The following is a 16,394-nucleotide window of genomic DNA, read 5'->3' as shown; positions in this document are numbered from 1 at the left end:
GCGTTGAAAACAGCCTCGCCTGGCATTCGTCTCAAGACTTTTCGTACAGAGCCTGACAGCCAGTTATTCAGGCATGGACCAGGATTGCAGTTTGTAACCTTCCTGGCTCAGTTCGGCGCGTGCCTGTTTCAACAGGTCGGCCAGTTGGGCTGGATCGGTATAGGCACTGCTGGGGATCTGGGTGCGTCCAATATGGGTATTGGTGCGGTCGACGACGGTCAGGCTCAGTTCGCCGTTACCGTCTTGTGGGGCCCAGGCCACGCATTGGAAAGGCTTAAATGCGCGGTCGGCAATCAAAAGAGCTTCGTTGATACGGAGCGGGGCGTTCATGGCGTTTTCTCTTAAAAGTGCCCAATCAAATGATGTGCCGTCGGTTGGGCGTACCGTGCGGCGGGTTACTTGTACTGATGTCCCGAACCCGGGATCAGGTCACACATTCCTTGAATAAATTTCGATTTTCTTTCAGACAGGGCAAAAAGGCTTTTGTTTGAAAGCCTCGTGAAAGATTCCGGCAAGTGGCAACTAACGAAATGCTCGCTTATAACCGCTTTAATGCCCAATCAATAATTAATTGATACAAGGGGGTGTCAACTTCTTGCTACTGTTACATGCAGGTTCGCCAAACGACTGTTTCTACTCATTTTTCTTATTTTTGGCGCCAAGGATCAGTCATGATCGAAGCCAGTACGTTGCGTCGTCTGCTCGTGGTTGATCCCTGCGATGATTGTCATCGCCTGCTGCCGGGGTTACGCGGCATTGGTTGGGAAGTGGACAGTTGCTCCCTCGAGCATGCAGGCGATCGCTCCTGCGATGTCGGCCTCTTGCGGCTGCAGCCCTTTCACCTGGAGCGCCCGGAGGCGGTCAAGGAGCTGATCAGCCGCAGCGGCGCCGAATGGATCGCGGTACTCAACCAGGAAGTGCTGCACCTCAAGAACGTGGGGGATTTCGTCTGCGAATGGTTCTTCGATTTCCATACCTTGCCTTTCGACGTATCCCGGGTCCAGGTGACGCTGGGTCGAGCGTTTGGCATGGCGCGGCTGCGGGGGCAGGGTTCTGTCCACGTTGACCAGCCCGAACATGAGCTGCTGGGCGACAGCAAACCCATTCGCGAGCTGCGCAAGTTGTTGCACAAACTGGCGCCCACCGAATCGCCTGTATTGATTCGCGGTGAGAGCGGCACCGGCAAGGAGCTGGTGGCGCGCACCCTGCATTCCCAGTCCCAGCGGCGCAACAAGCCGTTCATTGCCATCAATTGCGGGGCCATTCCCGAGCATCTGATCCAGTCGGAACTGTTCGGCCATGAGAAAGGGGCCTTCACCGGCGCTCATCAGCGCAAGATCGGGCGCATCGAAGCCGCCCACGGCGGGACATTGTTCCTGGATGAAATTGGTGACCTGCCCCTGGAACTGCAGGCCAACCTGCTGCGTTTCCTGCAGGAGAAACACATCGAACGGGTCGGCGGCAGCCAGCCCATCCCCGTGGACGTGCGGGTATTGGCCGCCACCCATGTGGATCTTGAGGCGGCCATCGAGCACAAGCGGTTTCGCGAAGACCTGTACTACCGCCTGAACGTGCTGCAAGTGGTGATGGCGCCCTTGCGTGAGCGCCACGGCGACTTATCGATGCTGGCCAGTCACTTCTCCCATCTCTACAGCCAGGAAACCGGCCGCCGGCCGCGCAGCTTCAGCGAGGACGCGCTGGTGGCGATGGGCATGCATGACTGGCCGGGCAACATCCGGGAACTGGCCAATCGTGTTCGTCGCGGGCTGGTATTGGCCGAGGGGCGGCAGATCGAAGCCCGGGACCTGGGCCTGGCCAGCCACCAGGGCGTCGTGGCACCGATGGGCACCCTCGAAGACTACAAGACCCGCGCCGAGCGCCAGGCACTGAGCGACGTCCTCAACCGGCACAGCGATAACCTGAGCGTGGCGGCCCGGGTGTTGGGCGTGTCTCGCCCGACGTTCTACCGCCTGCTGCACAAGCATCAGATCCGCTAGGCCCTGAAAGTAATTGTGGCAGCGGGGGCGGCCGCGGATGATGCAGCCGCCTCGCTCCCACAAGGGCATTGCTCGTCTATCTTGTATTGCCTGAGCGTCGCTCGGCGACTTTTCGTACGCCTTAGAAGTAATACGGGAATTTCAGACTGAAGGAGAAATCCGGTGCGTCGTCGGTCAGCCCGATGGACAGGTTGGGCACGATGGTCAGGTTATCGGAGGCGGCCACGGTCATGCCGATATTGAAATAGCCTGCGTTGGCGTCGCTGGAGACCACCGACTCCCAATCCCCGCCGTCCTGCTTGAGCTTGCTGTTCTTCTGGATCAGGTCGGACACCGAGAACGACATGCTCATCTTCTCGTTCAAGGCGAAGGCGATGCCCGCGCCGATCTGGAAGCTGTCACCGATGCGCACTTTGCCAGGTACTTCCTGGTTGACGGTGGAGCTGATGTCGTCGAACGACTCCTCGAAGTTATGGGTATAGGACAGGCTGCCGAAGAGCACGGCCGGATCGAAGGTCTTGACCAGGGAGATCCCGGGGGTGATCGACCAGACGCCATTGCCGGTGGGCAGGTCCTCGGGCACGAACAGATTGGTGTTGGCCTGGGATTGGCGCAGCTTGATGCCGAACGGATCCTTGCCGGTGGGCGCCTTGACGCGCAGGGTCACCACCGCATCGGGGGTATCGATGGACTCGTCCATGAACTTGTAGGCAATGCCGAAATTGACGTCGCCGATGGTCGGGTCGCGGGTGACGGTTTCTTCGCTGGTCACCCCGGCCGCGCCCTGGTTGGCGCCGCCGGACTGGTAGGTGGATTCGCGATAGATCACCGGTACGTTCAGGTCGAACTGCCAGCGGTTGTCGAAGTTGTAGCGACCGGTCAGGTCCAGTGTCCAGGTGTCGGCCTTGATCCGGTCCAGGTTGATGTTGCCCAGGAAAATCGAATCCAGGGCCAGGAAACCGTTGAGGATCAGTTGCCGTGTGTCATAGCGCGAATAGGTCACGCCGGTCTCGAAGCTGAACTTGCCACCGCCAAAGAAGCCGCTGGCTTCGTCGTAGAGGTTGGAGACGCTCTGGGCGGGCTGGGAGTCTGCGGCGAGGGATTGTCCGTAGCCACTGCCACCGCTGGCAGTCGTGCCGCTTCCGGCAACAGTCTGATTGCCTTTCATGTCGGCCGGTGACTTGACCAGGCGCTTGGGCGGCGGGGCGGCGGGTTGGTCTTCCACCTGGCGAACCCGCTGTTCGAGGACCGCCAGGGCCTTCTGCTGGACCTCATAGCGTTGCCTGAGCTCCAGCAGTTCCTGTTTCAGGGCTTCGATTTCCGCATCCTGTGCCGCTTGCAGCAGAGGGGCAGGCAACAGCGTGCTCAAACACATCACAGCGCGCAACGATACGGATCGATACATGAGGTATGCCATCCCTATAAGCCCAGTGGTCGCAAGCAGCGCCGTTCAATAGCCAAGGTTGCGAAGGCCGCGCAACTGGGTCAGGTTGCAGTCCAGTGTCCCGGCGCTCGGGCCGTTGTTGTTCAGCACCACGTTGAGCTGCGTCATGTTGTTGACCAGGTTGCTGTTGCCCAGCAGGCGGGTGTTCTGCAGCAAGCCGCCCTGGGCTACCTGTTGCAGGGTGCTGCCCTGGTTGTGGCTCGCCTGGATCGCCATCTGCACGCCGCTGCCGGTGGCCTTGACCGCGACACTGCCGGCGGCGTTGCTGCCGGTGATGGTCTGGCCGCTGCTCAGCAGTTGGCCCTGGGATGGCGTCAAGGCAGGAGCCTGGCTGCTTTCCTTCACGTTGATGCTGACAGTGTTGTAGGCCGTGTTGCCGTCGCCCGCGGCGCGTACGCTCTGAGTCACGCCCTGGCCCGTGCCCAGGCCCGCACCGCCGGAGATAGTGCCGTTGCCTTGTTCGGCAGTGTGGCCGTTGCCGGCCTGCTTGATGGTGGAGACGTAGAACTCGGGTTTGACGGTGGCGGCCTGGATCTGCATGGAGCTGGTTGCGCCGATCAGATCACCGCTGGCGTTGCGCCAGGTACTGCTCATGACGATGCCGAAGCTGATGACTCGCCCGGGCATGACATAACGACCACGCAGCTCGGAAAGCTCCTGGTCCTTGACTTCGATGGGTTTGAATCCGCCATGGGCGTAGCCCGAGACCGTCGCGACCAGGCAGGCAAGCGACAGCCAGTATGAAGTTTTCATGTACTGCTCCCGGAGCATCCTGCTCCTTTTTTACTTATTTGTTGGCAAGTGGTCGGCGATTAAAAGAAGTCGCTCTGTATGAAGCCGAAATCCATCAGTTCCGCATCCTTGACCGGGTTGAACCCGTCCAGCTTGTTGCGTGCCGTCAAAGGTTGCGGAGGGCTGCGCAGCGCATTGGCCTTGTCATAGCCGGGACCGACGATGGCAAAGACGATGCCGTTCCAGCCTTTGACGAAATCGTCATGGGCGTAGCGCTTGTGCCCCAGCACCGGATCGCCGATGTAGACCCATTGCTTGTCGGCACGCTGCAGCACCACGAAGTGCTTGTAGCCACGTATCTCCATCAGGACCACCACGGGGATCGTCACGGCTTCGAGCTTTTGCGCGGGTATCCGGTAACCCCGGGCGCGCATGCCGATGCTTTCCACGTAACGCTTCATGTCGAGCATGGAAAAGCCCTGGGTGCGAACCAGGTCCTGGTCGGCATTGACCAGCATGCCCTTGATGACGTGCTCCTCATCGACATCGAGCCAATAGGCCTGGCGCAGCACCGTGGCGAGGGCGGCGGCACCGCAACTGAAGTCGGTCTTCTGCTCGACGATGTCGCGGAACTTGCGCTCGCGCAGGCTTTGCACCGGCTTGTAGACCAGCATGCCGCCCGGCAAGGCGGCCACGGGGATCTGCGCAGCCTCGGCCATGAAGGCCATGCACAGCAGCAGGGAAAGGGCAATCGCGCGCATGATGGATACGCCTTATGGAAATCCTGGAACAGAAGCCCCGTTGCCGGGGCTTCGTTTCATGCGCGACTACATGCAGGCCTTGCAGCCGGCAGCGATGGACAGCGAGTTGCTTTGCTGGTTACCCACGCCTGCCGACACGTTGGCCCCGCCGTTGCCGGAGAAGCCGTTCATGGAATTGCTCATGGTGGCGTTATTGATCACTGGGGTTTTCCAGCCATCGCGGGTCAGCACTTGCTGAGTGTTGCTGCCGGCCAGTTCGAAAGTACCCACGGCGGAGAACTTGAACTTGTCGTCATCGTGGCCGCCGCCGTAGCCGCCCCTGTTGTCCCAGCCACCATGATCGTCTTCGGCGGTACCGGTGCCCTTGGCCTTGAAGGTGCCGGAAGCGGAGTAGGTGCTGGTGAGGGTGTCGGTCTTGTAGGTGCGCACACCTTTGTTGTCGACCTGCAGGCCGGTGGAGGACTGATCGGCCGAGGCGGACGCTTCTGCGATGCGACCTCCTGATACAGCGATGGCCAGGTTGTTTTTCTGTTGGTTGAAGTTGCCGGCAGTCACGTTGATGCCGATGTTGCCGGAGCCATTGTTGCCTGCATTGGTGAGCGAGGCGGTGTTATGGGTCGAGTTGTTCTTGACGTAGTTGTTGTTATTGGTTTGGGTGGCGCTGGAGGCGGCCACCGCCGAACCGAAGATGAAGCTTTCGTCGGCGGTGGCCAGGGCGGCGGCATTGTCCTGCTGGTTGCCGTCGCCAGCGGCGATGTTGGCGCCCATGTTGCCGTTGCTGCCATTGAGTGAGTCAGTGGCTTGCGCGGTGTTTCGGGTGGCCTGGTTGGTCACCACGTTGCCGTCGCTGTTCTGCTCGTCCATCACCGTAGCCCCAGCTCCGGCGTTGATGGACAGCAGTTGATCCAGCGTCGGCCCTTGAGGGCCATGGTGACCATGGCCGTTGCCGTTGCCGTTGCCATTACCGTTTCCGCCGGCCTGTGCGGCCATTGCCATGACAGCGGCGAGAGCGAAAACCAATGGTTTGAGTGCCATTGCAGGTTTCATGGTGTTTCTCCTTGCTTGTCGTCGGTGAAGTGTCAGTTTTTTGTTTCTTGTTTTTATTCCGGGTCAGTCAGCGACCCGTATGCTCAGGGTGTTAGCCATGCGGTTTCCCACCCCGGCGCTCTGGTTCACCTGGATGACCCCACGGCTGCCGGTGAATGCCTGGTCGCTGGTGACGACCTGGCGGCTTCCGGTTGGGGCGCCAGTTGCTCCTGAGTTCGATGACAACGCCACGTTCTGCTGAGAAAGCGCGCTGTCGTCCATGCCCTGAGGTTGGGCACTGATGCCCACCCGCATGACATTGGCCATCTGGTTGTTGGCACCGGCGGACTGGTTGACGCCCAGTACTCCGTTGCCGTTGGTGAATGAATGACCGCCGATGCGGGCGGTGGCGCTCATGGACGCATTGGCCGGTGTATCCAGCCGCTGGTGAACGCGGGTGGTCGCCTGTGCCCCGGTGCCGATGGCGATGGCCCGGGTGTTGGTCTGCTGGGTCTGGTCGCCGGCCGCCTGGTTGACGTTGAGGTTGCCGGTGTAGCGGCCGCCGGAGTCCTGCAGGTTGGCATGGCTGACCAGCGCTGCACCCGGATCGGCGAACGCGGCGCAAGGGCCGAGCAGGGCGAGCAGCAACAGGGCCGGCTTCATGTCACTGTCCTCCCGCCAATCGACCCAGCGGGGCCAGGCCGGAACTCAGCGAGCGGTTGATGGTGCCGGAAATCGCACCACCGCTACCGCCCCCGTGGCCGGCACTCATGCCGGGCATGCCATTGGGGTTGGTCACGACGTTCAGGCCCTGCACGCCGGTATTGGTATTGACCGTGTTGCGGATCGACGAGCCGCTGGCGACGCTGGCGAAGTCGCCGTCGCTCAATTCGGTACTGGTCGTAGCCTGATGGATTCGATCGGAGGGGTTGGCGTTGACAGTGGTCGGGTAGGGGTCTTTGCCGCCGTTGCGACCTATGTGGATGGGCTGCACGTCACGGTCGAGCACAATGACGCCATTTCCTTCGGCTTGTACCGGCAGGCTGAGGGTTGCGCTGGTGGCGCAGCCGATCAGCAACAGGCAGGTCAAGCGTCTCTTGAAAGTCCCCACGGCATCGATTCCTTCTTCGGTGGGCTGGCCTTGGTCCAGCGCTGCGAAGGGGGCGGAGCAGTAGTTGTGCCGGTTTCTGAAAAACCTTTGTATTCAATGGCTTGTTGGCGAGCCGAGAGGGCCGCCTACGCAACCTGTTTCATTGCTGAGACAAGGCCGGCAGAGCCCGACGGGCGGCAGGCGGTCCGCTGGCTCTGGATCCAGTGTCTGGCGGCAGTGTCCGAAAAATTGACAGTCGCGATGGCAAAATGATGAAACAGCCTTGGATCCGTGTTTGGCGCCAGGCAGGTGTTGCATCGATGAAACACAACGATGGGAATAGGCCCGGTTGTAAAGGGTGGCGCGGGTTCAGGGACGATCCGGCGTTCAGGTACGCAGCAGTCGAGCCACGGCAGCGAAGACCTGGTCCCGACGTTGCGTCCAGTCACCTTCGATCACCTGGTAAGGACGGTGGTGACGGACCAGCCACTGCTCGATGGCTTCGAAGAACGCCATGCGTTCCTTCAGGTCGGGTTGGCAGCGCAGGCCGTCACCGGTCCAGTCGACCTGCTCGGGGCTCAGCAGCAAGTGCAGGTCGTAGTGGCGCGCCAGCAGGGCGGGTTCGAGCCAGTGCGGACAATCGCCGAACAGCGTCTGGCTCCAGAGGATGTTGCTCAACAGATGGGTGTCGAGGATCAGCAGGGTCGGTTGCCGGACGCGTGCCGCGTCTTCCCGGGCCAGTTGTCCGGCGGCGATATCAGGGATGTCCGCCAGGCAGGTATCGCGCCGGTGTCGTTCCATGAAGTGGCGAACGTATTCATCCACCCGCAAGCCGCCGAACTGTTCCTGCAGTTGCTTGGCCAACCAGCTTTTGCCGGCGGACTCCGGGCCGGTCAGCACCACCACCTTCATGCGCGCAAGGCCGGGTCGGCACGCCACTCCCGCCAGCCTTGCACGGCCAGCAGGGTGAACAGGGCATAAAGCCCGGCGGTGAGGTACAAGCCCTTGTAGATGAACAGGCCCACGAAGATCACGTCCAGGACGATCCACAACGGCCAGCATTGCACGCGTTTCTGCGCCATCCACCATTGAGCCACCAGACTGAAGCCGGTGAGCGCCGCATCGAGCCAGGGTTGCGCCGCGTCCGTCCAGTGCGCCATTGCCGCGCCGAGCATCAGGCTTGCGGCTGCGCCCATCGCCAGCCCGAGCATCACCGAAGGCCCTCCCAGGCGTGTCACCTGCCGGCCGTCATGATGCTGCCCGGCACGCGTCCATTGCCACCAGCCGTAAAGTTGCAGCACGGCGTAGACCACTTGCAGCAACATATCGGAGTACAGCTTCACACCGAAGAAGATCCAGGTGTACAGCAACACCATGACCAGGCCGATCGGCCAGCACCAGGGGTTCTGCTTGACGGTCAGCCAGACAGCGATCACGCCGAGGACTGCGGCAAACAGTTCGAGCCCGGACATGGCGGTTCCTCAGGGAGTGGAAGGGGCGGGGATTGTAAACGGTATGCAGGGGATAGCTCCAACCTCCATCCGTGGGGGCCAGCATCGATTCCGGGGAAACTGCATAGAACCTGTGTGGGAGCAGGTTGGCTCCCACACAGGTTCAGGACGGGCGGTTGTCCCGCCCTGGTGGTCGTCAGACGCGGAACTGTTTGAGCAGTCCGTTCAATTGTTCGCTCAGTTCCCTGAGCCGGGCGCTGGCCAGGCTCGACTGTTCCGCCGCCAGGGCGGTGCTGTGGGACAGGCCGGCGGCCTGGGTCACGTTCTGGTTGATGTCCTCTACCACGTGGGCCTGTTGCAGGGTGGCACTGGCGATGGAGGCGTTGAGGCTGTTGAGGTTGCGCAGGGCCTGGCCGATGGCGTTGAGACTGGCGCCGGCCAGGCCGGCCTGTTCGATGGTCAGTTGCGAGGCACGGCTGCTGTCGCTGATGACTTTCACCGCGGCTTCGGAATGGCTCTGCAGGCGCTCGATCATTGACTGGATTTCCGCCGTGGACTTTTGCGTGCGCTGGGCCAGCAACCGCACTTCATCGGCCACTACCGCGAAGCCACGACCCTGTTCCCCGGCGCGAGCGGCCTCGATCGCGGCGTTGAGGGCCAGCAGGTTGGTCTGTTCGGCAATGGAGCGAATCACCTCCAGCACGCTGCCGATCTGGGTGCTTTCGCTCGCCAGGGTGCGAATCACTTCCACGGCCTGGTCAATGGTCTGGGAGAGACGGTCGATCTGCTGCAGGCTGCCGTCGATGTTGACCTGGCCCTGCTGGGCCTGGGATTCGGCGTCGCGCATTTCGCTGGCGGCATGTTCGGCGTTCTTGGCCACGTCCTGCACGCCGTAGGTCACTTCGTTGATCGCCGTGGCGACCAGTTCCATCTGTTGCGATTGCTGTTGGCTGCGTTCCTGGGCTTGTGCGGCGTCGTTGCCCAGTTCATTGGACGATTGCCCCAGGGCGCCGGCGGAGGCCTGCAATTGGCTCACCACCTGCCGCAGCTTGGCGGTGAAGGCGTTGAAGTGCCGGGCCAGCTGGGTGACTTCGTCCTGCCCGTGGGTGTCCAGGGTCCGGGTCAGGTCGCTTTCGCCGCTGGCGATATTCGCCATGGCGTGGACTGTCTCCTGCAACGGCCGCACGATGCTGCGCACGATCAGCGCCAACAGCAGGCCCATGATCAGCGCGATCACCAGGCCGATCACCGAAGCCTTGATCAATTGGGCGAGGAATTCGGCCTGTACGTCATCCACGTACACGCCCGAACCGATGATCCAGCCCCAGGGCTGGAACAGGGTGACGTAGGAAGTCTTGCCCACCGGTGCCTCCGCGCCCGGTTTCGGCCACAGGTAGTTCACCATGCCGGCGCCCTTGGTCTTGGCGATGGACACCATTTCGTTGAACAGCGCGAACCCGTTCGGATCGCGGATCGCCGAGAGATTCTGGCCTTCGAGCTTGGGGTTGGTGGGGTGCATGAGCATGACCGGGGTCAGGTCGTTGATCCAGAAATAGTCGTTCTGGTCATAGCGCAGGCCCCGCACGGCATTGAGCGCCTGCTTCTGCGCGGCCTCCCGGGTCAGCGTGCCGGCCGTTTCCAGGCCATGGTAGTAGTTCAGCACGCCACTGGCGGTCTGGACCACATGCTGGGTTTTCTGCACCTTTGCCTGATGGAGGTCGGTGTGGATCTGTTTGAGCATCAAGGCGCCCAACATGAACATCATCACGATGGCCACGCCCAGGATGAGCCACAAGCGTCGACTGATCGATACACTGCGCAAACTATTCATACGCTGTCACTCCGGTTTCTTGTTCTTGTCGTCCGCGGCGCTTGGGCCATAACGCGGCGGCGTTATCAGGGCTTGTCTGATAGGATTTCGGCCTCGCGGCGAAAAACCTGAGCCTGGCGTCGATCTTTCATTGGTTTTTTTTGAACGGTCGCCGTTATCGTGCTCCCGCTGCTTTTGCACTGCCTTGACACTTGAATATCGATGAGGCCTGCGCATACCAGGTCTTTTTTGGGGGATGAATGGATTTGTGGACCGCCTTACAGGCACTGATTCTTGGCGTTGTAGAGGGCTTGACGGAGTTTTTGCCGATTTCCAGCACGGGGCACCAGATCGTGGTAGCCGACTTGCTGCAGTTTGGTGGCGAACGATCCATGGCGTTCAATATCATCATCCAGCTGGGGGCGATCCTGGCGGTGGTCTGGGAGTTCCGACGCAAGATCTTCGACGTGGTACTGGGCCTGCCCACCCAACCCTCTGCCCGACGGTTCACCGCGAACCTGCTGATCGCCTTCCTGCCCGCAGTGGTGCTGGGCGTGCTGTTCGCCGACCTGATCCACCACTATCTGTTCAACCCGATCACGGTGGCCACTGCGCTGGTGCTGGGCGGTTTGGTGATGCTCTGGGCCGAGCGGCGCCAGCATGAAGTACACGCCGAAACCGTTGACGATATTTCCTGGAAAGACGCGCTGAAGGTCGGACTTGCCCAGTGCCTGGCCATGATTCCCGGCACCTCGCGCTCGGCCTCGACCATCATCGGCGGCTTGCTGTTCGGCTTGTCGCGCAAGACCGCGACAGAGTTCTCGTTCTTCCTGGCGATGCCGACCATGGTCGGCGCGGCGGTCTACTCGGGCTACAAGTATCGCGAGCTCTTCGTTCCGGCGGATTTTCCGGTCTTCGCCATCGGTTTCATCACGGCCTTCATCTTCGCCATGATCGCGGTCAGGGGGCTGCTGCGGTTCATTGCCAGCCACAGCTACGCGGTGTTTGCCTGGTACCGGATCGCGTTCGGCCTGTTGATCCTGGCGACCTGGCAATTCGGCTGGGTGGATTGGGCGACAGTCCAGCCATGAAAGGGCCGGCCATGAACGGTCCGGGCCTGCGCAAGCCTGCTACGCGTCAGGCGGCGGGTGGCGTGCAGAACCTGCGGCTCAAGTGGATCGTGTTTGCGCTGTTGTGCGCCTTGCCACTGCTGGGTTCCTTGCTGCTTTGGCTGCAAGAGGCGTCGTGGCTGCCGCTGGCGGCCTACGGGGCCGTCAGCCTGATGACGTTTCTGCTCTACTGGAATGACAAGCGCAAGGCCCGCGCCGAGGCCTGGCGCACCCCGGAGAACGTCCTGCACGCCATGGAACTGGCGGGCGGCTGGCCCGGGGCATTGCTCGCCCAGCAAATGTTCCGCCACAAGACCCGCAAGGTATCGTTCCAGGTGGTGTTCTGGTTCATCGTGGTGCTGCATCAGGTGTTCTGGATCGATCAGTTGTTCCTGGGCGGCCATCTGCTGGCGCTGTTCTGAATCAGGGCAACAGCAAGCCGACCTGGGTGCGCTTGGGCAGCTTGCTGACCACCAGTTGATGGGAGCGTTGCAGCAGGCCCCGCAGTTCTTCGGCGCCCAGCGGGTAGGGCGTCTGCATGATGATCCACTGGGCCCGGGCCAGATAGGGGGCCGGGTGGATGCCCGGTCGATCGCAATGGCCCAGGAACAGGTCCTTGTCGACCTTGAACGCCAGGGAGTCACCGCGCAATCCCTGCAAGGCGAACATCTTGTTCCCGGCGATGGAGAACACCCGCACGCCGCCCCATTTGTAATCTTCCCTGGCGCCGGGCAGGCCCAGGCAGAAGCGGGCGACGTCCTCTTCGCTCAAACTCATAGCGTCCTGTCTCCACAACGGGCAAAGGCTTCCACCAGATGGTCGATCCAAGCCCGCACCGCCGGCAGCAGTCCGCGTCGGTGGGGATAGACGGCCTGCAGCCAGCCATCGGGCAGCGACCAGCCTGGCAATAGTTCCACCAGTGTGCCGTCCCTCAACTCCTGTTCGCAATACATGCTGGGCAGTAGGGTAAAGCCCAGGCCGGCCAGGGCGCAGGCGCGGCGGACGATGAAATCGTCGATGCCCAGGCGCGCTTCCAGGGCCAGGTCGACACTTTCCCCATCGGCATTGAGCAGGCGCAGGTGCACCAGGCGGTCGGCTTCCAGGGCACCCAGCACGGGCAGTTGCCTGAGGTCTTCCGGGGTCTCGATCCGGTGCCCTTCGACGAAGGCGGCGCTGGCCACCATGATCAATCGTGCCTGGCGCAGGCGCCGGGTCATCAGCAGCGGGTCCTCGTCCCCCAGGTCGCGCACCCGCAGCGCCACGTCGATGCCTTCGCTCACCAGGTCCACGCGACGGTTGAGCAGGATCATTTCCAGCTGCACCTGGGGGAATTTCTCCAGGAAGTCGGCCACCACGCCGGGCAGCATCTCGTGGGCCAGCCCCACCGGGCTCGAAACCCTCAGCCTGCCTCGCGGTGCGCTGGACATGCTTGCCACGGCTTCGTCGGCCATTTCGGCCTCCAGCAGCATGGCCTGGCAATGGCGCAGGTAGCGTTCCCCCACGGCGGTCAGCTTCAACTGTCGGGTGGTGCGTTGAAGCAGCCGGGCACCGAGGCGTTCTTCCAGCTCGGCGATGCGCCGGGACAACCGTGACTTGGGAATGCCCAGTGCCCGTCCGGCGGCGGCGAAACCACCGGCTTCGACGACTTTGGCGAAATAGTACAGATCGTTGAGGTCTTGCATGTAAAGCCCGATTGTCCTGTCAGTGGAACGAACTATCGCATCAATGCTGGCTAATCGGCCATTGGTTTCATCGGTAGGATTGTCACCAATCGATCGCCTCGGTAGCGATTCCACTTGGAGAGCACTTCATGAAACTTCTGCACATCGATTCGAGCATTCTCGGAGACAACTCCGCTTCTCGCCAGCTGAGCCGCGAAGTGGTCCAGGCCTGGAAAGCCGCCGAGCCGGACGTGGAGGTGACCTATCGCGACCTGGCCGCCGACGCCATCAGCCACTTCTCCGCCCAGACGCTGGTGGCGGCCGGTACCAGCGCCGAACTGCGCGACGCCGCCCTGCAGCATGAGGCGCAGCTCAGCGCCGCCACCCTGGCCGAATTCCTGGCGGCGGATGCACTGGTAGTGGCTGCGCCGATGTACAACTTCACCATCCCGACCCAATTGAAGGCCTGGATCGACCGTATCGCCGTCGCTGGCCAGACCTTCCGCTACACCGAAGCCGGTCCGCAAGGCCTGTGCGGCAACAAGAAACTGGTCATCGTATCCACTGCCGGCGGCCTGCATGCCGGCCAGCCAAGCGGCGTGGGTCATGAAGCGTATCTGAAACTGCTGTTCGGTTTCCTCGGCATCACCGACATCGAGATCGTCCGGGCCGAAGGCCTGGCTTACGGTGATGACATGCGCACCAAGGCCATGAGCGAAGCCAAGCTGCAGATCGGCGAGCAGTTCGCCGCCGCATAACGCTGTTGAATCCTCCGGGAGCGGCCCGCCCGCGATAGCGGTGTGTCATCCAGCAGCGATGCCGGGCGATACATCGCTGTCGTGGGCGGGCTTGTTCTTACCGTGCATATCGAAACCCTTGTAAAACGCTGTATTCTGGCTGCCGGGTGCACGTCAGGGCGGCGAGCGGACAGGTCTCTGTCGTTCGCTGGTGAAGGTGGAAGAGTCGATGAAGCGTCTTGGTGCAGGGTTACTGCTTGGTTTGCTCGGCAGCCTGGTGACAGTACAGGCCGCACCGGGGCTGGAGCCTCATTGGAGTGCCGGTTTCCATGAGCTGAGCTTCCTCGATCCGCTGGACCACCAGCCCATGCGTGCCATCGCCTTCTATCCGTCGACCGCCCGGGAGCAGACCAGCCGGTTGGAAGGCTATGAGATCGATGCCGCGCCGGACGCCCGGATCGCCATCGGCCGCTTTCCCATGCTGATGCTCTCCCATGGCAACACCGGTACGCCGCTGGCCTTGCATGACCTGGCCACGTCCCTGGCGCGCAAGGGGTTCGTGGTGGTGGCGGTGATTCATCCGGGCGATAACGCCCAGGACCACAGCCGGCTCGGCACCTTGAGCAATCTGTACGGACGGCCCATCCAGATCTCCGAAGCCATCACCGCAACGTTGAGCGACCCGATGCTGTCGCCGTTCGTCAATGCCGGGCAGGTGGGCGTGATCGGCTATTCGGCCGGCGGCGAAACCGCGTTGATCCTGTCGGGCGCCACCCCGGATCTCGATCGCCTGCGTCGCTACTGCCATGAGCGGCCGGATGATCGCGATGCCTGCAACACCCAGGGCGAGCTGATTGCCGACCGCGACGACCTGCATCCGGTGGCCGACCCCAGGGTCCGGGCGTTGTTGTTGATGGCGCCGTTGAGCCTGAAGTTCGGCCGTCATACCCTGGCCGACGTCCATGTGCCGGTGCTGCTGTACAGCGGCGATGGCGACAAGTTGGTGGCCTTTGACAAGAATGCCGCCGCCCTGGCCCGCAAACTGCCCACCGCGCCGGATTTCAAGACCCTGGCCGGGGCCGGGCATTTCGTGTTCATGGCCCCTTGCACTGAAGAGCAGATCGCCGCGATGCCTGCGCTCTGCACCGATGCCGATGGCGTCGACCGCAAGGACATCCACCGCACCATGATCTCCGAAGCAGGGCGCTTTTTCAGCCAGGCCTTGGGTAGGCCGACCCGCGCCGGCCTGCGGACCGCGGATCAATAAGCGGCTTTTCCGGCACGCTGGCGTAGCAGCAGGGTCAAGGCCAGGCCGCTGATCGACAGTACAGCGGCGCTGAAAAAGATCCATGAATAACCCAGGTTCAACGCCACCGCGCCCATCATGGGCCCGGCAATCGCCAGGGCCAGGTCGAAGAAGACGGCGTAGGCACTCAATCCCGCGCCGCGGCTGGTGTTCGGCACCTGCTTGATGGCCTCCACGCCCAGCGCCGGGTACACCAGCGACAGCCCGAAACCGGCCAGCCCCGCGCCCACCAGGGCGAACCCTGTGGAAGGCGCCAGCCACAGCAACACCAGCCCGAGGGTTTCGATGCTCATGCACGCAATGGCAGAGTTGAACCCTCCGAAGCGGCCGATGCTGGAAATGAACAACAAGCGCGAGAGGATGAAACAGATGCCGAAGACGGTCAGGCACCAGGCCGCGCCGGTCCAGCCGCGACTGAGGTAGAACAGGGTTATGAATGTCGTGAGCGTGCCATAGCCGATCGAGGCCAGGCACAGGCTCGTTCCAAACGGCGCGATACGGCCGAATACCGCCCGGAAAGGCAGGCGCTCGCCACGAACCACCGGCACCGACGGTTTATTGCGAATCAGCAACAGCGCCCCACCGGCCAGCAGCGACAAGGCGATCCCCAGGCTGGCGAAACCCAGGTCGCCCACCATCACCACTCCCAGGGGGGCACCGATGGCGATCGCGCCATAAGAGGCGATGCCGTTCCAGGAAATCGAACGGGCCGTGTGTTCCACTCCGACCTGGCCCATGCACCAACTGATGGTGCCTACGCCGATCAGGCCCTGGGCCACCCCCAGCAACAGCCGGCCGCCGATCAGGATCAGCAGGCTCAGCAGTGGCAGGCTTTGCAGCAAGGTGGAGAGCAGGGTCAGCCCCCCGCTGAGCACGATACCCGACAAACCGTAGACAATCGCCCGCTTGGTGCCGACGCTGTCCGACAGCCGCCCGGCCATGGGCCGGCTGAGCAGGGTCGCCAGGTACTGCGAGCCGATGGTCAATCCAGCCACCACCGCACTGAAGCCCAGTTGCTCGTGGACGTAGCCCGGCAATACGGCAATCGGCAGGCCGATGCAGAGAAAGGCAATGAACGTGTAGAAAACGATGGAGACGATCTGCAGGGTGACCGACAGGGAGCTGGGGGCGGATTGAGGCGTTGACATGGAGCTCGTTCGCGGGCGGCGGCGGGAGAGGTCCATGATGGCGCGAGATGGGGAGAAAAGAAAGCAGGCTAACTAAATGGCCAGGCCAAGGCCTTTGAACCCGGCTCGCGCCTATGGGGATG

At 62.3% G+C, this 16,394-nt stretch carries 18 protein-coding genes; 5 read left to right on the top strand and 13 right to left on the bottom strand.

Going from position 1 to position 16,394, the window contains the following annotated elements:
- Positions 1 to 63: 63 nt before the first annotated feature.
- A complete protein-coding gene (locus BW992_RS21970; protein ID WP_072391050.1) occupies positions 64 to 330 on the bottom strand; it encodes a hypothetical protein in 267 nt (88 codons plus the stop codon).
- A gap of 341 nt (positions 331 to 671) precedes the next feature.
- Between BW992_RS21970 and BW992_RS21965 the strand changes: the two genes are divergently transcribed.
- Positions 672 to 1,997 (top strand): sigma-54 dependent transcriptional regulator, encoded by a 1,326-nt coding sequence (locus tag BW992_RS21965; RefSeq protein WP_072391053.1) that lies wholly within the window; start codon positions 672 to 674, stop codon positions 1,995 to 1,997.
- A 121-nt stretch (positions 1,998 to 2,118) separates the two neighbouring features.
- Here the strand turns inward: BW992_RS21965 and BW992_RS21960 are convergent, their stop codons facing one another.
- The 9 genes from BW992_RS21960 to BW992_RS21920 form a co-directional block, all read right to left on the bottom strand.
- Positions 2,119 to 3,402 carry a hypothetical protein gene (locus BW992_RS21960; protein ID WP_072391056.1) on the bottom strand — a complete coding sequence of 428 codons (1,284 nt, stop codon included), beginning with the start codon at positions 3,400 to 3,402 and terminating at the stop codon, positions 2,119 to 2,121.
- Between the two features lie 45 nt (positions 3,403 to 3,447).
- Positions 3,448 to 4,194: a hypothetical protein gene (locus tag BW992_RS21955; RefSeq protein WP_072391976.1), complete on the bottom strand. Its 747-nt coding sequence runs from the start codon at positions 4,192 to 4,194 to the stop codon at positions 3,448 to 3,450.
- A 59-nt stretch (positions 4,195 to 4,253) separates the two neighbouring features.
- The gene (locus BW992_RS21950; protein ID WP_072431120.1) at positions 4,254 to 4,934 is read right to left on the bottom strand and encodes a C39 family peptidase; all 681 of its coding nucleotides are present in this window, start codon (positions 4,932 to 4,934) and stop codon (positions 4,254 to 4,256) included.
- 66 nt (positions 4,935 to 5,000) lie between these two features.
- On the bottom strand, positions 5,001 to 5,981 hold the full coding sequence (locus tag BW992_RS21945; RefSeq protein WP_072431119.1) for a heme utilization protein: 981 nt from the start codon (positions 5,979 to 5,981) through the stop codon (positions 5,001 to 5,003).
- Between the two features lie 63 nt (positions 5,982 to 6,044).
- On the bottom strand, positions 6,045 to 6,623 hold the full coding sequence (locus BW992_RS21940) for an adhesin (RefSeq protein WP_072431118.1): 579 nt from the start codon (positions 6,621 to 6,623) through the stop codon (positions 6,045 to 6,047).
- Position 6,624: 1 nt separating this feature from the next.
- A complete protein-coding gene (locus tag BW992_RS21935) occupies positions 6,625 to 7,071 on the bottom strand; it encodes a hypothetical protein (protein ID WP_072391069.1) in 447 nt (148 codons plus the stop codon).
- 366 nt (positions 7,072 to 7,437) lie between these two features.
- Positions 7,438 to 7,962 (bottom strand): AAA family ATPase, encoded by a 525-nt coding sequence (locus tag BW992_RS21930; RefSeq protein WP_076407102.1) that lies wholly within the window; start codon positions 7,960 to 7,962, stop codon positions 7,438 to 7,440.
- Positions 7,959 to 8,522 carry a nicotinamide riboside transporter PnuC gene (pnuC, locus tag BW992_RS21925; RefSeq protein ID WP_072431116.1) on the bottom strand — a complete coding sequence of 188 codons (564 nt, stop codon included), beginning with the start codon at positions 8,520 to 8,522 and terminating at the stop codon, positions 7,959 to 7,961. Before pnuC ends, BW992_RS21930 begins: the two co-directional genes overlap by 4 nt.
- Before the next feature lie 175 nt (positions 8,523 to 8,697).
- A complete protein-coding gene (locus tag BW992_RS21920) occupies positions 8,698 to 10,332 on the bottom strand; it encodes a methyl-accepting chemotaxis protein (RefSeq protein WP_072391079.1) in 1,635 nt (544 codons plus the stop codon).
- 239 nt (positions 10,333 to 10,571) lie between these two features.
- Between BW992_RS21920 and BW992_RS21915 the strand changes: the two genes are divergently transcribed.
- Together BW992_RS21915 and BW992_RS21910 are read left to right on the top strand one after the other, a co-directional pair.
- Entirely contained in the window at positions 10,572 to 11,402 is an 831-nt protein-coding gene (locus BW992_RS21915) for an undecaprenyl-diphosphate phosphatase (RefSeq protein ID WP_072391083.1), read from the top strand.
- Between the two features lie 11 nt (positions 11,403 to 11,413).
- Positions 11,414 to 11,842, top strand: a complete 429-nt coding sequence (locus tag BW992_RS21910) for a DUF1294 domain-containing protein (protein ID WP_076407101.1) — start codon at positions 11,414 to 11,416, stop codon at positions 11,840 to 11,842.
- 1 nt (position 11,843) lies between these two features.
- On the opposite strand, the gene BW992_RS21905 is transcribed toward BW992_RS21910, so the two are convergent.
- Positions 11,844 to 12,197, bottom strand: a complete 354-nt coding sequence (locus BW992_RS21905) for an MmcQ/YjbR family DNA-binding protein (RefSeq protein WP_072391089.1) — start codon at positions 12,195 to 12,197, stop codon at positions 11,844 to 11,846.
- Positions 12,194 to 13,102: a LysR substrate-binding domain-containing protein gene (locus BW992_RS21900; RefSeq protein WP_072391092.1), complete on the bottom strand. Its 909-nt coding sequence runs from the start codon at positions 13,100 to 13,102 to the stop codon at positions 12,194 to 12,196. Before BW992_RS21900 ends, BW992_RS21905 begins: the two co-directional genes overlap by 4 nt.
- Before the next feature lie 128 nt (positions 13,103 to 13,230).
- Between BW992_RS21900 and BW992_RS21895 the strand changes: the two genes are divergently transcribed.
- Together BW992_RS21895 and BW992_RS21890 are read left to right on the top strand one after the other, a co-directional pair.
- Positions 13,231 to 13,839: an FMN-dependent NADH-azoreductase gene (locus BW992_RS21895; protein WP_076407100.1), complete on the top strand. Its 609-nt coding sequence runs from the start codon at positions 13,231 to 13,233 to the stop codon at positions 13,837 to 13,839.
- A gap of 208 nt (positions 13,840 to 14,047) precedes the next feature.
- A complete protein-coding gene (locus BW992_RS21890) occupies positions 14,048 to 15,085 on the top strand; it encodes an alpha/beta hydrolase family protein (protein WP_072391098.1) in 1,038 nt (345 codons plus the stop codon).
- On the opposite strand, the gene BW992_RS21885 is transcribed toward BW992_RS21890, so the two are convergent.
- Complete coding sequence (locus BW992_RS21885) at positions 15,079 to 16,272, bottom strand: MFS transporter (RefSeq protein WP_076407099.1); 1,194 nt, start codon at positions 16,270 to 16,272, stop codon at positions 15,079 to 15,081. The two genes, BW992_RS21890 and BW992_RS21885, sit on opposite strands and share 7 nt — an antisense overlap.
- Positions 16,273 to 16,394 lie beyond the last annotated feature (122 nt).

It is taken from the genome of Pseudomonas sp. 7SR1 (assembly GCF_900156465.1).
Taxonomy (GTDB): domain Bacteria; phylum Pseudomonadota; class Gammaproteobacteria; order Pseudomonadales; family Pseudomonadaceae; genus Aquipseudomonas.
The sequence above is the reverse complement of the archived record's forward strand: the minus strand, read 5'-3'. Positions and strand labels throughout refer to the sequence as shown.